Origin of the sequence: Nitrosophilus kaiyonis, from assembly GCF_027943725.1 — a bacterium.
GTDB classification, from domain to species: domain Bacteria; phylum Campylobacterota; class Campylobacteria; order Campylobacterales; family Nitratiruptoraceae; genus Nitrosophilus_A; species Nitrosophilus_A kaiyonis.
Genome location: NZ_AP025696.1, coordinates 870,376 through 893,038 on the forward strand (window position 1 = coordinate 870,376; position 22,663 = coordinate 893,038).

Consider the following 22,663-nt stretch of genomic DNA (forward strand, 5'->3'; position numbering starts at 1 on the left):
TTCCCTTATCTAAACTCCAAATAATCCCCAGCCATAAACTGCCTAACAATTATCTCTGCGACTTTTGAAGTCTTTGCCATGTTTTTTCTCTCATCTTCAACTTCATCAAAAGCAATCATGTCTATCTCGTAAACATAGTCTTTAAAGATTTTGCTAAAATGTATGTGTTTTTTTCCTGGAAGCTCCCAGTACTTTATCATCACAGCTGCAAACATTTCCAAGTTTGAGATTTTATCTGCCGTTATTCCTTTTGCAATTTTCAAAAAAACATTGTGGGCAGTATCGGCATATTTTAGATATACTGCCATTTTCATGCCCATTTCACGCATTAGATAGCCCAAAACTATCTCGTCATGGTCCATAACTTTTTTGCTTTTTTCGTCTATTTCTTGCTTTTTTAGCTCTTTGAATGTCTTTTGAGCATGTTCGTATGCGGTTATCAATTGCGAATATGCAAAATGAAGCAGACAAATTTCTCTCACGAAGCGATTAGATTTAGCATTCCTTTTAGATCTATTTTTTCTCTTTTGCATTCGCTCTTTCCTTTCTCATATCCAAGTTTCATAGCTGTATTTAGAGCTTCTTTTAGCTCGCCTTTTGTTACTATATATTCGGTATCTGCGCTATCTTCTTTTGTTGCTTCGTCTATCGGCTTTATCTGTTTCGCTGTTGTTTCATTAGTTTGTTTAATTTCTTTTTGTTTTATCGCTTCTAAATTTTTTGTTCTTTTTGCTTTATATTTTTCAACACTTTCTCTTGTTACATATCCTTTTTTATCGCTTTTAAGCCTTCCTTTTGATATATAGTCATAAATTGTTTTTTCTTTTACGCCTAACTCTTTTGCCGCATCTTCATAGCTGATTCTATTAAGCGATTTTTGAGCTAAAGCCATAGCCTCTTCGTCTATTTTTTTAGCAGTCTCTTCCCAAGTCATCTCATCTCCTTTTGTAGGTGTTACATCATAGCTGTGAAACTGTATCGGTCTCATATCGGTAGGTTCTTTTCCTTCTTCTTTACATGTTTTTATATAGCTTTTATACCACTGTGGGCAATTTTCGCAATCCTTTTGGATTGGGCAGTAGTCATATACTTCGCATATCATAATGTATACTCCTAATTAGCCATTTTAAGGCAGGATCACTATAAAAGAGAGATTCACAGTAAATTACTGGTTTTTTAAAGGCGTAAGGTCTTGTTTCCAGTGCTTTATAGGCTTCTTCTTTAGTTGTATATGCCCCATAAAATCTTGGCACCCAAACAGCATAACCATTATCAACGAGCCATTCATCACTGACAGGCTCATCAGTTCCCGCGTAAAAAATGCCTGGCTCATCATCAGCACCTCTATATTCCACTCTGTCATCATATTCTATTTGTTCAAATGCAGCTTCTGGTATTTCAGCTATATAGTCATACAAAATCCAAATCGGATCTGCTGTACCGCAAGCTGCTGCTTCTGGTAGCTCTTTGTATGCTTTTTCAAAATCTTTTGGTAGTGTTTTCATCATCTCGCCTTTTTAGATATTCTTGCGGTTATAATGTTTCTTTTTAAAGTTATTTCTCTCATCTGAGCGGTTTCAAAATCAAAAACTTTTATCTTATCGCCTTTCTTTTTTCTCACTCTGAAGCTTGCAAAACCAATAATTCTTATATCTTCGCCATTTTGCAGGTGTTCGCTTATTTTGTTTAAAATAGAAGAGGCTATTGTCTTAATAGCTTTTTTTGTCATACCTTTGTATTCCTGACTTAGCTCGTTAGCTATTTCATTGAGTAGTTGAGTTTTGGTTATCATTGCTTCATCTCCTCATAACACCTTTCAAATGTTTCTCTTGAGATAAACATAGTTTCTTTAGTATTTAGTCCTATAAGCTTGATATGCTTACTATCAATGCTTACAACTTTTGCCTCTTTGTCAAAGCCATAGACATTATCCTTTAGTTTGTAGATTTGTCCTTTTTTGATTTTTGTTTTAGTAAATATCTCTCCCATTGCATTTCTTTTTTAGCTCTTTGCTTTTGAGCTTTTGCATTTGATTTTGCATTTTTATATTTTTCAAATGCTTTTAGATGGTGCTCTGTGCTTTTTGCTATATCTTTAACTCTTTTGGCTACATATTCAAGATGGAATGCCCACTCCTGTAGCTCTTCTTGCTGTCTTGCAAGTGAGCCTGCTAAATCAAGAATAGAGTGTTGGAGCAGGATATCTTCTCTACTTTTTTCTTTACAGGCAAGCAGCTCAAATCTCAATCGCTCAATCTCTTTTTTCCTTAACGCAAGCTGTCCTTTGTAGCCTGCTATGCGTGTGTTTAGGTTGTCTGAGGCTGGGCAATGCATTGTGGCTTTTTGGATGAAGTGATTGTAAAGAACATCTTGACACTCTTCTTGATATTTTAAAAGTTTTTCTCTCACTTCTGGCTTGACTCTTTTTGGATTGATAGTATAAAGCCAAGCATATAATTTTGAAAGGGGAATACAAAATGCTTTTTGCTTTCCACCTTTTGTAGAAACTTCTACAAGCTGTGTTTTGTATGTAGGATTAGATTTTAACTTTTTGAACTGAGTTTCATAATGTAGCTTTAAATTTTCACAAACTCTCTTTACAACTATAAAATAGCCTTTTTCATTAACAATCCCACTTTTATTAGCTGCAATAGAAACAAAATCATTCTCTACAACTTCAGCCTCAACAACCTCAATAATATCAGAATGGAATTTGACAAGTTGTAATTTTGCACTCATTTTTAATCCCTTTGTTGTAATTTTATATCATCAGTTGAAATGATAATATAAAATTACAATATTTGTCAAGGGATTTTGTTTAAAATTACAACATTTATATTAAATATATGTTGTAAAAAGGTATTATGCTTAAACACAATACCTTTAAGAAGTTATCTCTTTTAGGAGTTTTTTGAGTTGTTCAAATTTTTCAAGCTCTTGTTTTAATTGGAGATTTTCAAGATATAGTTCGATTGCTCTTTTTACTTGATTACTTATTTTACCTGTTGAAGCTGCACTTCTTAAACTACTTTCGCTTACACCTATCCGCTCTCCAAGCTGTTTATAGGTTAGTCCCAGCTCTTTACAAACTTTTTTTACTATGTTTTCATTATTTTGTTTGTTCTCTTCCATGCAAAATTCACTTTTTATTTTATTAATTGGAGTTGAATCATAGCCTTCTTCAAACAATCTATCAGTATTTTTTCTAATAGCAAGCCATTCATCCACCATAAAATAAGGGTTTGTATTTTTAATATCGTTACGTGATTGCAACCAATGTTGGAAATCATTAAATATTGCACCTGCATGTTGAATTGGGTGTATATTATATTTTTTTAATAAATTATCAAGTAATTCAAAAAATTCACACTTGTGATTATACCAGTATTGCATTATTCTTTCATTTTCCTTCATTATCCATCCTTTAACTCACAATATATTCAAGAGCCAGTTTTACCATATCAGTAACTCGTTCTTTGAAGCCGTTTTTAACCGCCTCCGTAATCTCTTCGCCTATTGTTTTTTTATCGCTTATACTGTCTGGCACTTTCTTTAATATTGCCAAGCCTTTGGCAGTTAGTCTAACACATGTAAAATATGGAAAAGGCTCAAGTCCAGTACCAATTGTAATTGTTCTTTGGTGTGGCTTTTCTATTTCAATAATTCCATTTTCTTTGAGCCAAAAGAGTGTTTCACTAAATACATACTCTTTTCTTTTTGTATCTATATTGGCAGTAGCTCCATTGATTTCTTTTACACATTTTGTTGTATCAAAATCTTTGCATACAGGAAAATCATCATAGAGCTTGTTGAATATATAGCCTACATAGATATCAAAAAGCTCAATGTTTTTCATATCTGCCATAACTTTTCCTTTTTATTTTACACAAAACTATTATTTTGTGTCAGAATGATTTAACTTATTTTATCCTAATCACACTTATTTTTTACTCTCCCTTTCTATCAGTTTCTCCAAATAGTGCTGCATCTTTTTGAGATCCTCGACTCCATTTTTGTCTTTGTATCTGAGTAGATACTTGAGGATGTTGCCCTCATAGAAGTCGAGGTTGTATTCATCTACTATGTCCCACACCTGGATTTTGTGTTTGATGTAGTGATTGCCTCCGATCTGTTTTTGTTTCATTGGCTGCCTTATCAGAACGGAATTGAATCATCATCTATATCCATCTCTGGAATATTTTGTTTTGGCTGTTGAGCAGGTTGCGTTGGCTGAGTTGTCTGCTTTTGCGCTTCCTGTTTGTTTCCCAACATCTGCATTGTTTCAACATGTACAGAGTGTTTACTTCGTTTTTGTCCGCTGTTATCTACCCAATGCTCCTGCACCAATCTTCCTTCAATCAATACTTGCTTACCTTTACCAAGGTATTGATTGGCAATTTCGGCAGATCTTCCAAAAAAAGTGAGGTCCACAAAGCAAACTTCCTCTTTTTGCTCGCCTGCTTGAGTCTTGTACTTTCGATTGGTAGCGATAGCTGTTTTTGCTATCGCAGTGCCTGTTGGTGTGTAGCGCAGTTCTATGTCTCTTGTGATATTGCCCAGAAGTATTATTTTATTGAAACTCATGCTGTCTCCTCAGCTTCTAAGACACTGTCAAGAAAGTTTTCAATAAGTCTATTTAAACTCTCTTTGTCATCTAAAAGTTTTTGTTTTACTTTGTCATCTGTCAAATCAAAACCTGCTTCTTTTGCATATTCGCTAAATTGCTTCAATGCCTGTTTTGGTATAGAGTTGTTTAGAAGATAATTAGCGAACTCTTTTTTAATATCTTGTTTTTCTTCTATTTCAGCATCAATTGCCTCATCTTTCATCTTATCAACTTCAGCCTCTTCATAAAGACCGTGCATATCTACTTCACCTTCAAAACAGAGCCTAAAAGCCTGCGCAATAGCTACTTTTCTAATCATAAAACCAGGCATAGTTGCCCAGTTTCCCATAAGAGATCCGTCTTTTTTCTTTCTTGCAAATTCCTCAAAATCAACTTCCCATACAAATGGATGTTCCCAGTCTTTGCGCCAGATAGTTACTTTTGCACCTATTATATTTTGCCCATCTTTTAATATCTCAGCTTTCCATCCTGTTAACTTTCCAGTTTGATTTGCTTTCTTGATAAAAGTTTGATATCCAGTAATGATTGTATATTGTGTTTCTTTTTGCCTGGTATTAGGGTTGTATGTTTCAAAAGGCAAAAGATAAATCTCATTTTTAAAAGGATTTAATCCATGTAAACCTGCTAATTCAAGAAAAGTTGCTTTTACTTTTGATGGCAGATTAGCCATACCGCTAAGCTTTAGATATTCATTAAGTTTGTCTTGTGTTATTGTTGTTACTGCTCCCATTTTATGCTCCTATCTTTGGAAATCTAAGCGATTGTGATACGCTTGTTTTTGTAAAATTGCTGTAAAGTTCAGGATATTTAGCTTTAAATGTTTTGCTGTCAAAATAGCTTCTATTAGATTGTATAAAGCTGATACCTAGATCAACTATCTTTTTTGCATTTTCCTCGCTCATTATCTGTTTTATGCGCTCTTCCGCTTCTTTTTTTTGTGTATCAAGTTCTGCAATTTGTGAAGCCAAAGTTTGGCGCTTGTTAAAAAGTTCCGCAAGTTCATCTTTATGCTGCAGTTCTTGCAACTCTTTTTCATCCTCTGGCTTTTTATAAAGACTTTTTGTTTTGAATTTGCAGTATGGATCGCAAGTTTCAAACTCATCAAGTTCTATCTCATTTGGTTCTACTCCTTGCTTTGCAAGTTCAATCGCTTCTTTTGCCTTATGCTCAATTGCTTTATATATAATAGGAGTAAAACTAACATCAAAGGCTTTATGTTCGCCATTATCACGGTTTAGATATACAATATGAGCTTCTTTAATACCTAGCATATACATATAGATATGCACCTGTGTTATATGTTCATCTAGTGGCTCTTTTATTTTTTGAAATTTCCAGCTGTTTACTGTTTTTAGCTCAAAGAGCTTGTTTTCTGCTTTGATAAATCCATCAATATGTCCAGTAAAATATTCGTTTTCTAAAGCTTTTTCACGATATACTATACGCCTACCGATTATTTTTTCATAGTATGGGATGAAGCCATTGTGGATTAACGTCCCCATCAAAGCACTTCCGCTTTGGCTTTCATCCTGTCCGTTCAAAAGATAATCAACTAAACATTTGGTGCATTTATGAGCTATTGAAGCTCTTATTTTTTCGTTTTTCATCTCTCTACCTTTCTCCATTTGTCATATCCAAATGGCTCATAAACATCTAAATCTTTACAATTGCTGTTTTCTCCAGCTGCTGAAACCAATAAATATAGAAACAGCATTGCTCCTGCTAACGGAGTTAAAATCTCTATCCATTCCATAATTCATCCTTTATAAGCCAAATGTGCTCTAATTCTTTTAAATTCCTCTTCAAGCTGATATTTTCTTGCAAAGTTTAAAATCTCATCCTTGCCGTCAATATCAAGCTCATCAAGGAATATTTCAAGCATTTCCATTTTTGATAATCCATCCTGGATAACCTCGCCATTCTCTTCATAATGTTCATTCTCACGTATCACCTCTCTTATTTGCAGTCTAAAATCTCTTTTATAATCAACTGCAAAGCTGAAATCCGTAAGATCTAACATGATGCACCTCTCAACAAGAAATTGAAATACCATGCAGCCTGTCCTACTGATAATTTATGTTTAGAGAGTATTTTTAACAATGTTTTTTGTAGTTTTGTGGCTTTCATGGTTTCTCTCCTTTGATTTGATATAATTTTTTTAGCTCAATTTAAAGGCTTATCATGACGTTAAAAGAATTATTTGAGATTATTTCTGTTCCTGCAATAATTGCAACGCTTTTAGGAGCAATTGGATTTTTAAGTCGTAAACTTTTAACTTGCATCGCCACACTGAAATCATTAAGATCAGCATTAATAATGCTGCCGAACCTAAGAAAAGATAAATTAGAAAAGACAATCCAAAAACTTTTACAAGAAAATCAAATATATATGGGAGAAGAAAAAGAATGAAAAAAAATACAAAATATCTCATCGGCGTTTTCCTGAATTTATTAATTGATTTGTTTGTAATATCTGTAATTGCCATAATTCTTACAGCCATATATATATGGGTATTTAGTAATAAACATCTACTTCCTCTTTATATTCTCATTACAATGGTTGGGATAATTTATGGAAAATATTCTCAAAAATTCCGCAAACATGATATTTTTGGAAAAACAATCCAAAAATGGATAGATAAAGATTAAACCCTCAAGCGCCGACTCTAGGATGAAAGAAAGGAGTCATATATGGATTGGCAAGATTAATTTTAGAGTCGGCGATTCAAGATTTGTCCCGCTGTCGTGGCTCGGCTACCAGCGGTTATTTAACCCCTTCCTGGAATCTCTCCAGGTGCTTTCCTGCCAAAGGGGTTGAGTTGTCAAAGAGTTTAGAGCGTTTTTGTGTTGCTCTAATGAAATGATACGATATGTATTATTAAATATTGCTTAAATATAATACAATTCGTATTATTATTTTTGATAGACTATAAAAAAAGTGATAAGGATAAGAATATGGAGAAAATAAAAAAAATATTATCTTTTTTGTGGTACTTTATAATATTATTTTTATTTATGTTTCTAATTCTTGTATTTATTGTTGAATCGCTTCCAAAAGAACAAGCAAATAGCAGCTTTGCAAGTTTTATGATTTTTGGTATAAGTCTGATTTTAATATATATTTCTTATAAAATAGCTCATGATAAAGTATATGGAAGTAGTATAACTGCAAGCAAAAAAGACTATAACACAAAAGTAAATAAAGATGATATCAAAAATTTTGAATGTGTAAAAAATGCTATAAATATGATGGTGGATAAATGCAAAGAAACAAAGGAAGAAGAAATAATAAACAATATAAACAAATGTGTATCTAGTGCAAAACAACCAGATAAAGTTATAAAAAAAGCCTTATATGATTATATACAAGAATCACTTAATGATGGATTGCTTGATGAAAATGAAGAGTGTATAATTGCTAGTATTTCTAAAAATTATAATATTGATTTAAAAGATAATTCGGATCTTTATAATGCAAAAATATTATACAGTATAATTGTCAAACACGAGATACCTAATATTGAATTAAGAGGTAATGTTCCTGTAATATTGGGAAATAATGAAGTTATATTATATTTAAAAGAAAATGTTTCATTGATAAAAGAAGTAACAAGAACAAAATATGTAGGTGGCACCGATGGATTTAGTATCAGAATTGCAAAAGGACTTTATTATAGAAAAGGAGCTTTTAAAGGAGAACGTGTAAAAGTATCTTCAAAAGAAGTTGTTGACAATGGTATGTTTATAATAAGCTCTAAAAATCTTTTTTTTATAGGTGAAAGTGAAAAGAAAAAAATACCAATTAAGAGCATAATTACATCTGAGCCTTTTGAGAATGGGATCACTATTCAAAAAAATGGCAATGCTAAACCTTTAACTTTTTATGGGATAGATAGCTGGTTTGCACACAACTTAATTATAAATCTCCCAAAAATATAATGTATAAATATATTATTTTTTTTATATTTTGTTTATTGCTCCACGCCAAACATCTCCACAAAGAGAAAGTCTATCAAGAGATCTTCTGCAACAAAGTGCATGGAAAAATGGAATATCGCCTGTATGAAGGTTCTCGTGTAGATTGCTTGACAAATACATATGCTTTTGAAGTTGATTTTGGGCGAAAAGCTTTTGAGAGTATAGGGCAGGCGCTATATTATGCAATGATGACGGGTAAAAAGCCTGGAATAGTTCTAATTCAGGAGACCAGGCGAGATAATAGATATATCGGTAAAATAAAGAGATTAGCTAAAAAGTATGGAATTGCTGTGTTTGTGATAAATAAGAAGTTTGAGGTGAGGAGGGTAAAGTAACAATAGGAATTGAATAAGTATTATTTCATAGAATATTGTTTATAATAATATTATGGGGAAGATAAAGGAAAAAGAACTAAAAGAAGCTTTCATTGCTTGGATAGACAAAAAAATTCAAAATAAAAGCATTGCTACAGAAGTAGGAACTGTTTATAAAAATCGCATGAGAATCGTTGACGTATTAGTAACAAATGGTCATACATATGCATTTGAGTTAAAAAGTGAAGCAGATAATTTGAAAAGATTAGAGGATCAAATATCACATTTTTCAAACTTTTATGATTATATATATGTAGTTTATTGGAGAGATAAATTTACAATTGATTTTTTGAATGAAAAAATAGGCTTAATAGAAGCTTTTAAAAAGGGAAATAGAATCGAGTTCAAGATTATAAAAAAAGCTAGAATCAATAGAAATTTAGATTTATCCGAATTATTGTCAAGATTATGGTCGAAAGAATTAAGACTTTTTTTCAAACGAGCAGGCATCGTATCTAATAATGAGAAAATATTACAGAAACTTGACAGAAAAGAAATAGAGAAAATTTTACTTAAAACATGCACCAAAACACAAATTGTTAAAACATTTCGTTTTTTTATGAAACAACGATATTTAAGCTGCTATAAAAAATACATAGAAACTGGCGATATTTCAGTATTTACAAAATTCAAAATCGAATATGAGTACACTGATAAGCTTAGTCCAAGTAATCTGCCATAGTTGTTATATGGTGCGTTATCATTCTATGTTTCCATGTTCCACCTGCTTTATAATTTATATCTCCTCCATTAGCTAATGTATATATATCTTTACAAGTACTACAATGGTTCTGGTCAAAATCTGGATGTTTTATAATTAGCTTACAAAGATCTTTATATTGTTCCATATTTCCAACAGTTTGAGCTGTATATTTACATATATCTCCATGTTTTGTAGTCCATCTTAAAAAAGGAACATAAAATACAGGTCCTTCTCTCACTTCATCTTCAAATTGGTTGATTTTATCTACTACTGTGTAATCCCCATATTCTATTTGCTTAGAACTATATTTTTCTTTCAATAAATGAACTAAATCTAATAATTTGTTTTTAAACAAAGTACATTGGAGTTCATCGTTCTCCAAAAAAGAATCTGCGGTATGAATCTCTCCAGTTACTATAACCTTTTTAAATTTATCAATCTCAAAATTATCAAAGAAATATTTCAATTCATTGACCGTGCTTTGGGAAAACTCTAATATTATGTAAATTTTTTTCAAAATACCATTCATAAATATATCTATGTTCTCTAGAATTTCAATATCATCCTTTTTGAATGTTTTATCAGTAAGGATTCTAATTCCAATTTCATCAAATTCATTTAACAGTCCGTTAAGAACAGTAATATTATCTTTTATACTCTTTTTCATATTATCTGTGTAGTAAAAACTAAGTATTGGAATCATATTATTGTTATATTCTTTCTTGAAGTTTACAAAAAAATCTATTCTGTTTCTTGGATCAATCAAATCATATTTATCTATAACTTTGTTATTCATATAATTTGGTATATCAATCATAATAGTATTTTCATGTTTTATTTTTTCAAAAATCTTTTTGGCTTCATCATACTTCATCCGATTTGCGCTTACAAGCTCTATAATTGGAATGAAATTATGAGACTTTACATTTTCAAGGGCAAGCATTTCATTAGTTTTATTTTTCAATATCGGGTAATACATTGTAAATCCTTATTTGTAAATACTTATTATTAAAGATATAACACCAAACAAAAACCCACCAACCGCTCCACCCACTGCTGTCCATAATCGCCAATCTTTATATTTTTTTTCTTCAAGCTCTTTTTTAAAGTCGTTAATTTTTTTATCAATAATATAATCTACATTACGATTGTCTCTTATTAAATTGCCCACATCAATTTTAAGATTTTCAAGCTCTTTTAGGATTGCTTTCATATCTCCGATATCATTCTTGATATCAGAAATTTTTTCTTCAAGATGATTGATTTTTATATCTATTTTTTCCAGTTGTTGTTCAATAAATATTTTGTGATTACTTACCTGTTCTTTTAGATTATAAAATTCGCTTTCATTCATCTTTAACCCTTGTTTTGGATTACATTTATATAATACACCTTACAACCTTCCCGTATATCTCAAAATGTCTTTGATCTTTTTTTAATCTTCTATAACTTTATATTTTATAAATTCATTATTTGCATCAAGAACTTTTATTTTATAGTTTTGATAGCGTATTATTTTATTTTTATTGAAAGGATAAAACACTTCTTGAGTAAATGGGCTTCTTATCATATTGTTATAAAATTCTCTATACACAATTTTTATATTATTATTTAAAAGCCCCATATATAAAAGCTCTTTTTTAAATGACTCCAATGTTTTTAATACTACATATTTTGATTTTTTGGAACTTAGTGTTTCAAAAACTTTATTATTGCTTGTATTAATTGCGTTAAAAATTAATATATTTCCAAAAACATCATATATATTGTCATCTATCAAATCCCCATTTTTATTTATTTTTACAAATATTTTTCTTTTGTATTGTACGTTATAGTCTCCCAAAAGCAGATATTGATATTCTGGTACAAACTTGTCATAGCTATATAAATAATATATTTTGTCTTTTTTAATAAATGGCGGTATATCTATTAACGCTTTATATTCATATATAGAACTTGGATTAATTGAGTGTATTAGCTCTTTTTTATGTGTTTCTGTTATTATAGGCATTCCTATATAAACTTTATAAACTTTGCCCAATGTATAATTTTTTTGATTTTTTACTATAATTTTTTCAATATTGCTATTTTTTTTATATTTATAAACAATTGTTCTATCAGTTGGCACATTGGGTTGCTGTACACATCCTGTGAGAAACACTAATAATAAAACAAAAAATATATATCGCACCATCTATCCCTTCAATATCCTCAAAACAACTCTTCCAACTATTGCAAAAAATACCTGGTTATTTTCCATATCTAATTCAATAGGCGGATAGGTTGGGTTAATAGATACTATTCTAATTTTTGAGCCACCTACAAATTGGATCTGCTTAACCATTAATTGATTGTCATAGTTAATTACATAGATATTATCAATCTTTTCAATAGGCTCGTCAAATTTATATCTATATATAATCACAAAATCTCCATCTCTTACATAAGGCTCCATGGAATTGCCTCTGACTTGAAGGCCTTCAAGTCTTTCAGGCGGATATTGCGGCAAAAGCTTATCTTTGTCGATTATTAACTTATCCACAACTTCTGTTTCAAAAGGTTCAATACCATGTCCTGCAGATACCTCATGATTAAGAATTGGAACTTCTATTGTTTCAGCTATAGCTGGGTATTGGGATTTGAGAAGATCAAGAGTTTCTTTTGTTGGGTTCTTTAATGCCTCTTTTAGGATTTGTAATTTTTTTGATGGATTAAATAAATCTTGTTCTGTTACACCTAATACTTCAGCTATTTTTCTTATCATTTCCTCATCTCTTGGAAATCTTCTACCATTTGCCCAATGAATCACAGTAGGAGTTGCCACACCTAATTTTTTTGCCAATTGCTCGCCAGTTATTTTCTTTTTATCCATATAATATCTAAGATTTTTGGCAAACCAATTCATGTTATTCCCTTTTTATAATAAATACTAATTGTATCAGATATAAAAATACAAAATGGATTATTATTAAGCTGTATTTAATAATACATATCGTATTATTTTATTATGAAAACAATTAGACAAATAATTAAAACCGAACTTATCAAATCTTATAAAAGTATATTAGGATATGAGCCAAGCACGCCTCTTTTAAATATGATTTTAAGAGGTGACAGAAAACCTAATCCTGAAGTTAGGTTTGATTTGCACCAAAAGGGGGTAATCCCCTTTTCTGCTTGGCTCGACATCAAATCTTATTTAAATGATAACAACTCTAATGATTCAACCTCAAGAAGAAATGAGGCGAAAAATCAACCAAAGGTCACATCATGATTGACGATATTTTTGGATACGAAGAGCTGCCGAACCTAAAAATTTATAAAGCAGCTCAAGCAGTAATAAAAGACTTTATGGATAGAGAATATAAAAAAATCGAGTGGGTAGCTGAAAAACTTGGAACTACCAAAGGCTATCTATATGCTCAGCTTGAGCCAAACAGAACAGATAAACCTTTATCTGTTGATAGGATTATGGCTATTACTGAACTCACAGGTGATACTCGCATTATAGAAGCTATGGCAAAAGAATTTGGCTACACGCTTTGCAAGCCAGAAACCGAATCTCAAAAATCAGACGATCCAGTTATTGCAGTTACGCTTAAAGCATTTGGGCTCGAAGAGGTGCAAGGCATTTTGGCCAAAACAATAAAAGAATCCATTGCTGATGGAGTGCTTGATGAAGAAGAAAAAAGCAAAATCAATGAAACAGCCCATTTATTAAGAAAGCTTGCAGCAGAACTACAGGAGAGTTTGAAGTGAACACTCAAATCTCAATTGAAAGAGCAATACTCTCAACCATATTGAATCTTGATTTCACTCTTTATGATGATCAGAAAAAGATTATTGATTTTAAAATTGAGGAGAAATATTTTTCTCATCCAAATCATAGAAAAATTGCAATAATGATAAATAAATGTAAAGAGTTTAATCTTCCGCCTTCTTCAACAATATTGGAGGATAAGTTTAATATCGAAAATATGGATAATTATTTTAAAAATGATTATCTTGAAGTATTAGCTGCAAATAATTTAACTTTTGAAAGTTTTAAAAAATATTACGAACATTTAAAGTCCAAGTTTTCAAAAAATATTTTAAAGGCAATTGTATGAGTTTTGATATTGAAAAAATTGCTTTAGATTTAAAACAGATAAGAGCGGATATAGAAAAAGCAAAAAAATATGATGATTTTGAATCATTGGGAAATCTTTTAGAAAAAGAAGCAAATCTAAAGCTTGAACTTGCAAAATACTACAAAAACACAACTGACAATAATCTCCATATAGTTTCTCTTGCAGAGGCAATCGATGAATATAAGAATATGCCAAAAAAACCAAAATATTCAACAGCAATTGAAGCAATCGATAAAAATCTTGAAGGCGGTTTTGAAATGGCTCAAATGGTTGTTTTTGCAGGGGAAAAAGGAGCTGGCAAAACTCTTATTACAAATCAGATTCTTTATAACATATCAGCAGGTTTTAAAACTTTAATATTTAGCCTTGAGATGCCAAGATGGAAAATAACTGAAAGATTTTTAAAGAAAAACCCATCTGGGAAAATATTAAATAATCTAAAAATAGCTGATAAAAAATTTACTCTTTCACAGATTGAGAACATTATAAGAGTTGAGTCTAAAAATGGAACTAGATTTTTTGTTATTGATTCTCTAATGAAGATCCAGACAGATAAAAGCTATAGAAGTATTTCTGAAAAATACTCTGAAATATCTAACACGATTAGCAGACTTGCGATAGAAAATGAAGTATTGATTTTTTTAATCGCTCAAATGAGCAAGGAAGATATAAAAAATAAAAATTTAGCGCTTAAAAACAGTGGAGATATTGAATACGATGCAGATATTATCTTTTATCTAAAAAAAGATAAAGACAATAAAAATAAACGAATTTTAATTTGTGACAAAAACAGGCAAAACGGGAATGAATTCAGTGAAGAGCTCTACATCGATAAAGATCAACTGAAATTTAATAGTGTAATAGTCGAGGAAGTATATAAAGATGAATGGGTATAAACTATGAGAATGAATTATAAGACCTATCCAGTTGATTATATAAATGAATTAAGAGCAGCTGGTAAAAGAAAAAAATCTATGGCTTTTATGGATTACTGGCACGATTTGGAGATGGGAGAATACAATGCAGAAAGATTTTATGCAAAATCGTGGAATGTATCTCCCAGTACTGCTCATGAATGGATAAAAGAATTTAAAGATGAAATTGATAAATTTTTAGCTCATTGGCAATTGAAAAATGAGCAACACTATAATAATGTCAAAAAATTGTCCGAGCAAAAATCGAGCAAATTGAGCAGGGAAAAAGCCCGAAAACTTGGGGAAGTAAAAAACACAGCCGAGCAACAATCGAGCGAAGTATTTAATATATATACTACTACTAATAAAGAACAGCTTGAACTTAATAGAAAATTTGAAGATTTAATATTTATTTATCAAACTAATGGTGGAAAAGTTATAAGAGATAAAGAAACATATGAAGCTTTTATAAAAGCTATGGAAGATATTAAGGATATTAATCTTTTAAAAGCTTCATCTATAAGACATTTACATGATAATAGAGAAAAACCTGCATGGCTTAGAAACTTTTTAGAAAATATGATCTATAGAAGATATCTGACTCCAGTATATGAAATAAAAAGAAAAACAGATTATGTTACTGGCAAATACAATAAAGAACTAAATAGGTTTGAAACTTTAACAAATGAATATATTGAATTAGATAATTCAACTTTTGAAAGATTAATGGCTAATGGAAGAATTAAAATTATAGGATATGCTGCATAATGGCTAAAAAGAAGCAAATAAATAAAAAACATTCATTTAGTTTTAAAAGATATTTTGCAACATGCACCAAGTGTGGAATGAGATACGAGAATGACGAATACGATAGTACTTTAAAAAAGTGCTGTATATGTAAGATGTTGTTGACTTGGAATGATTCCAAAGAACTTAAAACAGTTGAAGGGGTAAGATGAATAAGATACTTGGTAGGATCAAGAAGAGTTACAAATCAAGTGAACATGATGAGCAATCAAAAGTTGTTGAGTTTTGTAGATGGAACAAAATTCCAATCTTTGCTATTCCAAATGGAGCATGGATACCAATTAAAAACCATGCTATGCGTTCAAAGTATATTAACAAGCTCAAGCGAGAAGGAATGAGTCCAGGTGTACCAGATTTGTGTATTCCTGTTCCAAATGGACAGTATCACGGACTTTTTATCGAGATGAAGGTTAAAGGCGGATTTTTAAGGGACGAGCAAAAGAGATGGATTAAAGAATTGAATAAACAAGGATATAAGGCTGTTGTGTGCTACTCGGGGGATGAAGCGATAAAAGCTATTAGGGAGTATACAGATGGGTAAAAAGCTAACACAAAAGCAAGAAAAATTTTGCTTAGAGTATGTCAAAACTGGAAACGCTAGCGAGGCGTATAGAAAAGCATATAACACAAAAAAGATGAAACCAGAAAGTGTAAATAACAAAGCCTATGAACTGCTAAAGAAGGTGGAGATTACGGCGAGGGTTGAAGAGCTTAGACAAAAAGCAGAAGATGAAGCTATTATGAGCGCACAGGAGCTTATGCGGTTTTATACTGAAGTGATTAGGCATGATGAAGTAGAAATGAAAGATAGACTAAAAGCCGCAGATCAATTAAGCAAATTAAGAGGTGACTATACTCAAAAGATTGAACATAAAGGGATAATTCCAGTTGATGTGGAGATAGTTATTGGTAAAGATTAAATATAAGCCATTAAAGCCATTTGAAGAGCTTTTAAAGCCATATCGTTATAAAGTCTATTATGGAGGTAGAGGAAGCGCTAAAAGTTATAATTTTGCTTTGACCTTATTAATTTTAGCGAGTATTAAACCACTTAGAATTTTATGTGCAAGAGAGTTTCAAAACTCTATTTCTGATAGTGTCCATAGACTTTTAAGTGATTTGATAGATAAGTACCAGCTGCCAAACTTTGAAGTGACACAAAGAGAGATTAGAAATAAGTTAACTGGTAGCGAGTTCATTTTTAAAGGTCTCAGGCACAATATACAATCTATCAAATCAATGGAAGGTGTGGATATATGTTGGGTAGAGGAAGCTCAAACAGTAAGCGAAGAGAGTTGGCAGATACTTATCCCAACTATCAGAAAGCCTGGCAGTGAAATTTGGATAAGTTTTAACCCACAATTTGTAGATGATCCAACCTATCAGCGCTTTGTAGTCAACCCTCCATCGAATGCCTTTGTCAAAAAGGTGACCTATAAAGACAATCCATACTTCCCAGATGTTCTAAAAGAGGAGATGGAGTATGACAAAAGAGTAGATTATGAGCGGTATATGCACATATGGGAGGGCGAATGTATAACCTATAGCGAGGCACAAGTATTTAAAGATAGATTTAAATTAGGGATACTTGATACAACAAACTCAGATGAAGTTTATTATGGAGCAGACTGGGGTTTTGCAGTTGATCCTACTACTCTATTAAGAGTATGGATATCGGATAAATATCTCTATATAGATCAGGAAGCTTATAAGGTTGGTTGTACTCTTGATGATACTCCAAACCTTTTTGAAAAAGTAGAAGGCTGCAGAAACCATATTATTAGAGCCGATAGCTCGAGACCTGAAACTATAAATTTTCTTAACTCAAGAGGATTTGTAATAAAGCCTGCTCCAAAATGGCCAGGGAGTATAGAAGATGGGATAGAGTTTATGAAAAGTTTTGAAAAAATTATTATTAATCCAAACTGTAAACATACTGCAGAAGAATTTAGGCTCTATAGCTATAAAACAAACAGTGCAGGAGATATTTTGCCTCAACTTGAGGATAAAAATAATCATTGTATAGATGCTATTAGATATGCGTTATCGCCTCTAATTCGTAAGCGAAATAGTGCTAAATCAATAAAAATAGGATTGATATGAGATATGAAACGCTTCCATTTGAAACTCTGCAACTTGTACTTGATGAGGAAAATTATAAAAAAGTAATTAAATTTTGTGCAGGATATGCAATTGCTTTCCCGAAAGGTAAAATTGTGTCCGAGTTAATCATTGATAGCTACAAAAAAATGCGTAAAGTTGGAATGAGTAAACCTTCAGCCGTGACAAAGCTATCGCAAGAGTATAGAAAAAGTAGAAGGTGGATATATAAAATTATAAAAGAGAATGGATTATGATAGATAAAGAGGCTAAAAAACTTTATAAACGGATAAAGGATCTCCTGCAAGAGGGCTATACTATTAATGAAATAGAAAATATTTTACTTGAGGAGTTTGGACGGTTTAACGAAAAGGTTCGAGAATACATCGAATCTGAAATCAAATCTACTTTAAAAAGTGTCCCGCCAGAAATTCTTATAGGAGCTAAATTATCAGATGTACTCTATGCAAACGCAAAAGAGGCTGTAAAAAGAGCAAGCTATATAATTAAAGAGCACATCAGATCAAAAAAGACGATAGGAGAACTTGCTAGGAAGCTTTACGAAGGATATGGGTTTAGGGATAAGGAGATTATTGAAGTACAAAAGAGGCTGCCAAAATATCTACAAAAAGAGCTCAATAATCCAAATGCTCAAAGAAAACTTTTGAAAAAGATTAATAAACTTAAAACTTCGCCATTAAGAGCAAGCTATACTCAGCTTTTAGAAGAATTAGAGAAACAAAACAAAAAAGCATTAGATAAAGTGTTTAAAACAGCAGTTGAAGAAAAAGCAAGATTTTATGCCAACAGAATAGCACAAACTGAGATTTTTAGAGCTAAAAACTGGCAGAATGCAGTTGAGTATTTTGAAGACGATGAAGTAGAGTTTGTAAAATACGAGATGAGTTCATATCACCCAAAAAAGGATATTTGTGATTTTTATGCAAATCTTAACATTGGGTATGGAAAAGGAATAGTGCCAAAAAGCGAGATGAGAACACTTCCACTACATCCATTTTGCAGGTGCAAATATATACCCTATTACCTAACATCAAAACAGAAAGAGCGTTTTAAAAAGGTTAGACCAAAAAATTTTAAGCAAGCGCAAAAAGAAACAATTGCAAAATTTACTAAATATGAACAAAAAGAGATTTTGGGCAGCTATCAAAAACTTGAAGAGTTTAAAAAAGGAGAGGATATTGAAAGAATTTTTAACAGGCTTAGACCGAAGTATCCAATAAGAAAGTATAGCGAGGTCATTGGGTATAATTTTGGAATGAAAAAGTTTAAAACCAAATATTTAAAAAATGAATACGGTTACTTAATAGGTAATATAAGTAGTGAATTAGCAAAAATACTTACAAGCGTAGAAACAAAAGTAGTTCTAAGCGAAGAATCTTTAAGGAAAAATTTAGATCATCATAAAGATTTGACTGAAGAAGATTATTTGAAGCTTGATGAGATTATAGGAAGAACGCATTTTATTGCAAAAGATGGTGAAAAAACATTAGCTATTGCATTTTATTCTGATGATATGTATCATTATGCACTTAAAGCAACAAAAACCGGTAAAGCTATATTTTTGACTTCATTCAGAAAAACAAAAGAAAAAGATATTGAACGATTAAGGAGAAAAGGTAGAAAAAACAAAATAAAAATAATTAAAGATTTTATGCCATAGGCGAGAGGTCTCCCACCTCCTCTCTTGCCCGTTCCTCTGTGCGAGGCGGCACGGCCGGGAGAATCACCGCGTCAACCTATGGCTCTATTAAAATTATAATATAATTATATTAAAATTATATTATATATAAATTTTACTTTTTATCTAGATATTCTAATTCTATCTTTATTTTATCCATATCTTCAATGTCTATTGAATTTAAATCGTTATTAATAATTTGAAGGAGTTTTAATCTTTCATATGTAGGCGCTGAATAACCAAGCTCTTTAAATGCTTCAAGCGTGCTGAATTCTTTTGTAATGTCTACAATGCTAAAGTTTTTAGAGTATTGAATAGTTACATCATTTGTGATATTAAGATATTTACATACAATATCAAATAATCTTGCCTCAAAATCTTCCAACCTCATTGCAAAATTAGACAAAGAACTATTTAGCCCTTGGAATTTAATATCAAGTGCTATACCGCTCTCTTGAGCTTGATTTGTAGTGAAATTGTAAGTAATTTTGTCTATCAAAGCTTCAAGCTTTTCAATCTCTTCTTGATAGATATTTGCAGGTCCTACCTCTGGTGCAATAAAACTTGGGCGAGTCATCTCTTTCCCGTAAATTATAGCATTGTCTGTAGAAAGTTTTATTTCAAAATCACTTGGGGTATCTGCTTGGATAGTAAGGACACTGAAAGTTTGCCCTCTCATAATTTCATCAAGCTCGCTTCTTAAATTGTAAAGTCTTTTAGCTATAGAGGCGACTTGCGTGAATTCTCCAATATCAGGAAATTTGCCAGTCTCACTGAAGATCATAGCTGGTGTTACACCTAAATTGTGTTCACCAGATTCAATAATTTCTCCACCTTGATAAACTATCCATGATGTTTTATCAAAGTATCTTTCAACATTTATTATATTTGGATTACCTGGTTCTGATTTATCTATTGTATCTTTGAATTTTATGTACTCGAAGTTGCCATATGCATCTATTTTATATTCTGTAATATCTTCGGGAGCAATAGAAGTAAAAAATGGCAAAGCTCTTTTTTTGAGCTGATCGCCTATTGTCTGTCCAACATCTTTTGGCATATCTACAAGAACTATCCCAATTCCTCTGACTTTAGATTCTTTCGCAAAATTTGACATAAAAATGTTTACATTGTTCCCTTTTTTGTCACAATCATCGAATATCATTTGTATAAATTTATTAGATGTAGTCCTGATAGGTCTATTTTTAAAAATATAGCCTATATATCTTGATACATTTGGGGCAAAAAGGTTAGTATAAAAAGCGATCTGTTGTCTATTGCTGTATTTTTCATCGCTTTCTCTTGGATATTTGTCAATATATCCACCATTGCTGAATCCTCCATCTCCTTTATATGCTTCATAGGCAAATTGCCAGATTGTTTTATAGTCCATCTATAAATCTCCCAAATATTTTATTTACTTTTTTGCTTGCATCATCCAATGCTTTGTAAAGGAATGGATCGCCTTTGTAGCCTGGATGTTTTACTGCTTTTGCAAATGAGAATATGGTTTTTTCTTGCACTTTATTTTTTGCTCGGTAATTTGAAGGATATACATTGCCATCTTTGCTCCATCTAAGAGCCTTTTTAAATCTTGGGTGAATAAAATGTGGTTGTGTTCCAAAATGAACGAAGATAGCATAATTTATATTTTTGCCTTTCCAATCAATTAACATCCCATTGTCGTCAATACCAATCTCAACGCCCTCGCATTCCTTCTTTTTTTTATAAAGATTATGTTCCATTTTCCCGGTTTTGTGATGTTTGGCCATATTTTTTTTTGCTAAATAGTATGTTTTGTTTGCAAGTTTTGCCAGTAAATTACACCTGCTATCTTTGTCAAGTTTTTTAAAAAGGTTTTGTAATTCACTAAATCCTTGAATCTCTACTTTCAACTGATATCCTTCAGTGTGAATTCCAGCATCGATGCTTTAAAATTTTTTACTACGTCTTTATCAAACACTGCTCTTTGGAAATAGCAGATACCGCTCCCGATTTGTTTTAAATGAAGTGCATTTTTTATATCTTTAATAAAATCCATATGTTCTTGATATGTTTCTTGGAATGTATCTTTGATATCTGTACCTATATAAATTTCAAATTCAAGATTTTCTCTATTATATTCACCTGATTCATTAAGCGATGGAACAATTCTGATAAATGGTGTATCATTTGCACTTATGCCTTCTTCTATGCCAAGCTCTATACTTTGGGCTCCTATGGCCTGTAAAGTATTTTTAATATCAAGTAGCAATTCAAACATATCAACCCCTCGTTATGTTTATGCTAGAAATATTAGATGGGGAGTTTGTTTTTGCTTTTTTATAGATTTCATTAAGTTGGTTTTTGTAAACATCATATTTTTCTTTCATTCCATCTGCTTCTATATGGCGAATTGCTATTTCAATATAAACTTTTGCTTTTACAAACTCCTCTTTATAAAGCTCATCTATGATATTTAGTTTATTAGCTTCATTAATAGCTTTATCTTCAAGATCTTGCAGTTCTGTATCATCTACTTTTTTTATCAAAAAACTATCTTTATACTCATAAACCATAAAAAATCCTTTTTATTTGAATTTATCATCAATTTATGAACTGTAGTACCCCCAATAATTCACAAAATAGTTTTAAACTTTAAAAAAAGACTGGAGGTCATAATGTTTCAAAAACTACAAGAGATGCTTGAGGCAGGGAAGATTGACGAAGAGGTGGCGAAAGCCTTGGATGATGAGATAGGAAAAGCGTTAAAAGACGTGAGAGATGAGGCCGCAAGCTGGAGAATCAAATATAAAGAACTTCAGCAAAATTATGAAGAGGTGGCCAAATCCAAAGAGAAGCTTGAGGCTGAATTGTCATCTTTGGATGAAAGAATCCAAAAGGCAAAAGAAGAGGGAAAAAATGAACTCGTAAAAGAGCTTGAGGCAGAAAGAAGCGAAAAAGAGGAATTAACAAAAAGACTAAGCGAGCTTGAGGCTTCAGCAAGAAATCTAAGAATTGAAAACGAGCTATCACGAGCTTTATCAAAATTTGAATATGAGCCTATTGATAGCGAGATTGTTGCAGATTTTCTTAAATCAAGACATATCGATGTCATTGATGGCGAGATCAAGTTCAAAAAAGGTGATGAGCTTTTGCCTTTAGAAGAAGGATTGAAAGCGATAGTCGAAGAGCGACCTAACCTTTTTAAAGCAAAAGGTAATCCAGGAAGCGGTATCGAGAATACTCAAAGCGGAAACTGGAGCAAGAAAAAGAGCGAAATGAGCGATGACGATATCGAAGAATTCGTCCAAAAACACGGGCAGGAAGCATTCTTACAATTACCAGATTAAG

The 22,663-nt window shown here is 31.6% G+C and carries 36 protein-coding genes; 15 read left to right on the top strand and 21 right to left on the bottom strand.

Going from position 1 to position 22,663, the window contains the following annotated elements:
* Positions 1 to 5: 5 nt before the first annotated feature.
* The 13 genes from QML81_RS04605 to QML81_RS04665 form a co-directional block, all read right to left on the bottom strand.
* On the bottom strand, positions 6 to 533 hold the full coding sequence (locus QML81_RS04605) for a hypothetical protein (RefSeq protein WP_281952002.1): 528 nt from the start codon (positions 531 to 533) through the stop codon (positions 6 to 8).
* Entirely contained in the window at positions 479 to 988 is a 510-nt protein-coding gene (locus QML81_RS04610; RefSeq protein ID WP_281952003.1) for a helix-turn-helix domain-containing protein, read from the bottom strand. Before QML81_RS04610 ends, QML81_RS04605 begins: the two co-directional genes overlap by 55 nt.
* 94 nt (positions 989 to 1,082) lie before the next feature.
* Positions 1,083 to 1,505 carry a hypothetical protein gene (locus QML81_RS04615; RefSeq protein ID WP_281952004.1) on the bottom strand — a complete coding sequence of 141 codons (423 nt, stop codon included), beginning with the start codon at positions 1,503 to 1,505 and terminating at the stop codon, positions 1,083 to 1,085.
* On the bottom strand, positions 1,505 to 1,792 hold the full coding sequence (locus tag QML81_RS04620; RefSeq protein WP_281952005.1) for an HU family DNA-binding protein: 288 nt from the start codon (positions 1,790 to 1,792) through the stop codon (positions 1,505 to 1,507). The genes QML81_RS04615 and QML81_RS04620 overlap by 1 nt, the downstream gene beginning before the upstream one ends.
* A 142-nt stretch (positions 1,793 to 1,934) precedes the next feature.
* Positions 1,935 to 2,738 (bottom strand): phage antirepressor N-terminal domain-containing protein, encoded by an 804-nt coding sequence (locus QML81_RS04625; protein WP_281952006.1) that lies wholly within the window; start codon positions 2,736 to 2,738, stop codon positions 1,935 to 1,937.
* Between the two features lie 144 nt (positions 2,739 to 2,882).
* Positions 2,883 to 3,413 carry a helix-turn-helix domain-containing protein gene (locus QML81_RS04630; RefSeq protein ID WP_281952007.1) on the bottom strand — a complete coding sequence of 177 codons (531 nt, stop codon included), beginning with the start codon at positions 3,411 to 3,413 and terminating at the stop codon, positions 2,883 to 2,885.
* Positions 3,414 to 3,423: 10 nt separating this feature from the next.
* Entirely contained in the window at positions 3,424 to 3,864 is a 441-nt protein-coding gene (locus QML81_RS04635; RefSeq protein ID WP_281952008.1) for a hypothetical protein, read from the bottom strand.
* A gap of 75 nt (positions 3,865 to 3,939) precedes the next feature.
* The gene (locus tag QML81_RS04640; protein ID WP_281952009.1) at positions 3,940 to 4,143 is read right to left on the bottom strand and encodes a DUF3310 domain-containing protein; all 204 of its coding nucleotides are present in this window, start codon (positions 4,141 to 4,143) and stop codon (positions 3,940 to 3,942) included.
* Between the two features lie 11 nt (positions 4,144 to 4,154).
* Positions 4,155 to 4,583 (bottom strand): single-stranded DNA-binding protein, encoded by a 429-nt coding sequence (gene ssb, locus QML81_RS04645; RefSeq protein ID WP_281952010.1) that lies wholly within the window; start codon positions 4,581 to 4,583, stop codon positions 4,155 to 4,157.
* Positions 4,580 to 5,356, bottom strand: a complete 777-nt coding sequence (locus tag QML81_RS04650) for a RecT family recombinase (RefSeq protein ID WP_281952011.1) — start codon at positions 5,354 to 5,356, stop codon at positions 4,580 to 4,582. The genes ssb and QML81_RS04650 overlap by 4 nt, the downstream gene beginning before the upstream one ends.
* Before the next feature lies 1 nt (position 5,357).
* On the bottom strand, positions 5,358 to 6,233 hold the full coding sequence (locus QML81_RS04655) for a hypothetical protein (protein WP_281952012.1): 876 nt from the start codon (positions 6,231 to 6,233) through the stop codon (positions 5,358 to 5,360).
* The gene (locus QML81_RS04660) at positions 6,230 to 6,379 is read right to left on the bottom strand and encodes a hypothetical protein (protein ID WP_281952013.1); all 150 of its coding nucleotides are present in this window, start codon (positions 6,377 to 6,379) and stop codon (positions 6,230 to 6,232) included. Before QML81_RS04660 ends, QML81_RS04655 begins: the two co-directional genes overlap by 4 nt.
* Positions 6,380 to 6,382: 3 nt before the next feature.
* The gene (locus QML81_RS04665) at positions 6,383 to 6,646 is read right to left on the bottom strand and encodes a hypothetical protein (protein ID WP_281952014.1); all 264 of its coding nucleotides are present in this window, start codon (positions 6,644 to 6,646) and stop codon (positions 6,383 to 6,385) included.
* A gap of 161 nt (positions 6,647 to 6,807) precedes the next feature.
* On the opposite strand from QML81_RS04665, the gene QML81_RS04670 reads away from it, so the two are divergent.
* From QML81_RS04670 to QML81_RS04690, 5 genes are all read left to right on the top strand, one after another.
* Positions 6,808 to 7,035, top strand: a complete 228-nt coding sequence (locus QML81_RS04670; protein WP_281952015.1) for a hypothetical protein — start codon at positions 6,808 to 6,810, stop codon at positions 7,033 to 7,035.
* Positions 7,032 to 7,274, top strand: a complete 243-nt coding sequence (locus QML81_RS04675) for a hypothetical protein (RefSeq protein ID WP_281952016.1) — start codon at positions 7,032 to 7,034, stop codon at positions 7,272 to 7,274. Before QML81_RS04670 ends, QML81_RS04675 begins: the two co-directional genes overlap by 4 nt.
* Before the next feature lie 306 nt (positions 7,275 to 7,580).
* Positions 7,581 to 8,564 carry a hypothetical protein gene (locus tag QML81_RS04680; protein ID WP_281952017.1) on the top strand — a complete coding sequence of 328 codons (984 nt, stop codon included), beginning with the start codon at positions 7,581 to 7,583 and terminating at the stop codon, positions 8,562 to 8,564.
* Between the two features lie 146 nt (positions 8,565 to 8,710).
* Positions 8,711 to 8,938, top strand: a complete 228-nt coding sequence (locus tag QML81_RS04685) for a hypothetical protein (RefSeq protein ID WP_281952018.1) — start codon at positions 8,711 to 8,713, stop codon at positions 8,936 to 8,938.
* A 52-nt stretch (positions 8,939 to 8,990) separates the two neighbouring features.
* Complete coding sequence (locus tag QML81_RS04690) at positions 8,991 to 9,659, top strand: sce7726 family protein (protein ID WP_281952019.1); 669 nt, start codon at positions 8,991 to 8,993, stop codon at positions 9,657 to 9,659.
* Here QML81_RS04690 and QML81_RS04695 read toward each other — a convergent pair.
* From QML81_RS04695 to QML81_RS04710, 4 genes are all read right to left on the bottom strand, one after another.
* On the bottom strand, positions 9,637 to 10,659 hold the full coding sequence (locus QML81_RS04695) for a beta family protein (protein WP_281952020.1): 1,023 nt from the start codon (positions 10,657 to 10,659) through the stop codon (positions 9,637 to 9,639). The genes QML81_RS04690 and QML81_RS04695 overlap by 23 nt on opposite strands.
* Before the next feature lie 9 nt (positions 10,660 to 10,668).
* On the bottom strand, positions 10,669 to 11,034 hold the full coding sequence (locus tag QML81_RS04700; RefSeq protein ID WP_281952021.1) for a hypothetical protein: 366 nt from the start codon (positions 11,032 to 11,034) through the stop codon (positions 10,669 to 10,671).
* 81 nt (positions 11,035 to 11,115) lie between these two features.
* Complete coding sequence (locus QML81_RS04705) at positions 11,116 to 11,871, bottom strand: hypothetical protein (protein WP_281952022.1); 756 nt, start codon at positions 11,869 to 11,871, stop codon at positions 11,116 to 11,118.
* A gap of 3 nt (positions 11,872 to 11,874) precedes the next feature.
* Positions 11,875 to 12,585: a S24 family peptidase gene (locus QML81_RS04710; RefSeq protein WP_281952023.1), complete on the bottom strand. Its 711-nt coding sequence runs from the start codon at positions 12,583 to 12,585 to the stop codon at positions 11,875 to 11,877.
* A 365-nt stretch (positions 12,586 to 12,950) separates the two neighbouring features.
* On the opposite strand from QML81_RS04710, the gene QML81_RS04715 reads away from it, so the two are divergent.
* The 9 genes from QML81_RS04715 to QML81_RS04755 all read left to right on the top strand — a co-directional run bounded on the left by QML81_RS04715 (position 12,951) and on the right by QML81_RS04755 (position 19,312).
* Positions 12,951 to 13,439 carry a phage regulatory CII family protein gene (locus tag QML81_RS04715; RefSeq protein WP_281952024.1) on the top strand — a complete coding sequence of 163 codons (489 nt, stop codon included), beginning with the start codon at positions 12,951 to 12,953 and terminating at the stop codon, positions 13,437 to 13,439.
* A complete protein-coding gene (locus QML81_RS04720) occupies positions 13,436 to 13,789 on the top strand; it encodes a DnaB-like helicase N-terminal domain-containing protein (RefSeq protein ID WP_281952025.1) in 354 nt (117 codons plus the stop codon). The genes QML81_RS04715 and QML81_RS04720 overlap by 4 nt, the downstream gene beginning before the upstream one ends.
* Complete coding sequence (locus QML81_RS04725; protein ID WP_281952026.1) at positions 13,786 to 14,706, top strand: DnaB-like helicase C-terminal domain-containing protein; 921 nt, start codon at positions 13,786 to 13,788, stop codon at positions 14,704 to 14,706. The genes QML81_RS04720 and QML81_RS04725 overlap by 4 nt, the downstream gene beginning before the upstream one ends.
* Positions 14,707 to 14,715: 9 nt before the next feature.
* Positions 14,716 to 15,492 carry a hypothetical protein gene (locus tag QML81_RS04730; RefSeq protein ID WP_281950263.1) on the top strand — a complete coding sequence of 259 codons (777 nt, stop codon included), beginning with the start codon at positions 14,716 to 14,718 and terminating at the stop codon, positions 15,490 to 15,492.
* Positions 15,493 to 15,679: 187 nt separating this feature from the next.
* Positions 15,680 to 16,072: a VRR-NUC domain-containing protein gene (locus QML81_RS04735; protein ID WP_281950264.1), complete on the top strand. Its 393-nt coding sequence runs from the start codon at positions 15,680 to 15,682 to the stop codon at positions 16,070 to 16,072.
* Entirely contained in the window at positions 16,065 to 16,451 is a 387-nt protein-coding gene (locus QML81_RS04740; protein ID WP_281950265.1) for a terminase small subunit, read from the top strand. The genes QML81_RS04735 and QML81_RS04740 overlap by 8 nt, the downstream gene beginning before the upstream one ends.
* Positions 16,438 to 17,634, top strand: coding sequence for a PBSX family phage terminase large subunit (locus QML81_RS04745; RefSeq protein WP_281950266.1), 1,197 nt, complete (start codon positions 16,438 to 16,440; stop codon positions 17,632 to 17,634). Before QML81_RS04740 ends, QML81_RS04745 begins: the two co-directional genes overlap by 14 nt.
* A complete protein-coding gene (locus tag QML81_RS04750; RefSeq protein WP_281950267.1) occupies positions 17,631 to 17,888 on the top strand; it encodes a hypothetical protein in 258 nt (85 codons plus the stop codon). The genes QML81_RS04745 and QML81_RS04750 overlap by 4 nt, the downstream gene beginning before the upstream one ends.
* The gene (locus QML81_RS04755; protein WP_281950268.1) at positions 17,885 to 19,312 is read left to right on the top strand and encodes a hypothetical protein; all 1,428 of its coding nucleotides are present in this window, start codon (positions 17,885 to 17,887) and stop codon (positions 19,310 to 19,312) included. The genes QML81_RS04750 and QML81_RS04755 overlap by 4 nt, the downstream gene beginning before the upstream one ends.
* 133 nt (positions 19,313 to 19,445) lie before the next feature.
* On the opposite strand, the gene QML81_RS04760 is transcribed toward QML81_RS04755, so the two are convergent.
* Genes QML81_RS04760 through QML81_RS04775 form a run of 4 tightly spaced genes read right to left on the bottom strand, consistent with a single transcriptional unit; the run spans position 19,446 to position 21,888 of the window.
* Positions 19,446 to 20,723 (bottom strand): hypothetical protein, encoded by a 1,278-nt coding sequence (locus tag QML81_RS04760; protein ID WP_281950269.1) that lies wholly within the window; start codon positions 20,721 to 20,723, stop codon positions 19,446 to 19,448.
* Positions 20,713 to 21,225 (bottom strand): hypothetical protein, encoded by a 513-nt coding sequence (locus QML81_RS04765; protein ID WP_281950270.1) that lies wholly within the window; start codon positions 21,223 to 21,225, stop codon positions 20,713 to 20,715. Before QML81_RS04765 ends, QML81_RS04760 begins: the two co-directional genes overlap by 11 nt.
* On the bottom strand, positions 21,222 to 21,593 hold the full coding sequence (locus QML81_RS04770) for a hypothetical protein (protein WP_281950271.1): 372 nt from the start codon (positions 21,591 to 21,593) through the stop codon (positions 21,222 to 21,224). Before QML81_RS04770 ends, QML81_RS04765 begins: the two co-directional genes overlap by 4 nt.
* Position 21,594: 1 nt before the next feature.
* The gene (locus tag QML81_RS04775) at positions 21,595 to 21,888 is read right to left on the bottom strand and encodes a hypothetical protein (RefSeq protein ID WP_281950272.1); all 294 of its coding nucleotides are present in this window, start codon (positions 21,886 to 21,888) and stop codon (positions 21,595 to 21,597) included.
* A 102-nt stretch (positions 21,889 to 21,990) separates the two neighbouring features.
* Between QML81_RS04775 and QML81_RS04780 the strand changes: the two genes are divergently transcribed.
* On the top strand, positions 21,991 to 22,662 hold the full coding sequence (locus QML81_RS04780; RefSeq protein ID WP_281950273.1) for a phage scaffolding protein: 672 nt from the start codon (positions 21,991 to 21,993) through the stop codon (positions 22,660 to 22,662).
* Position 22,663 lies beyond the last annotated feature (1 nt).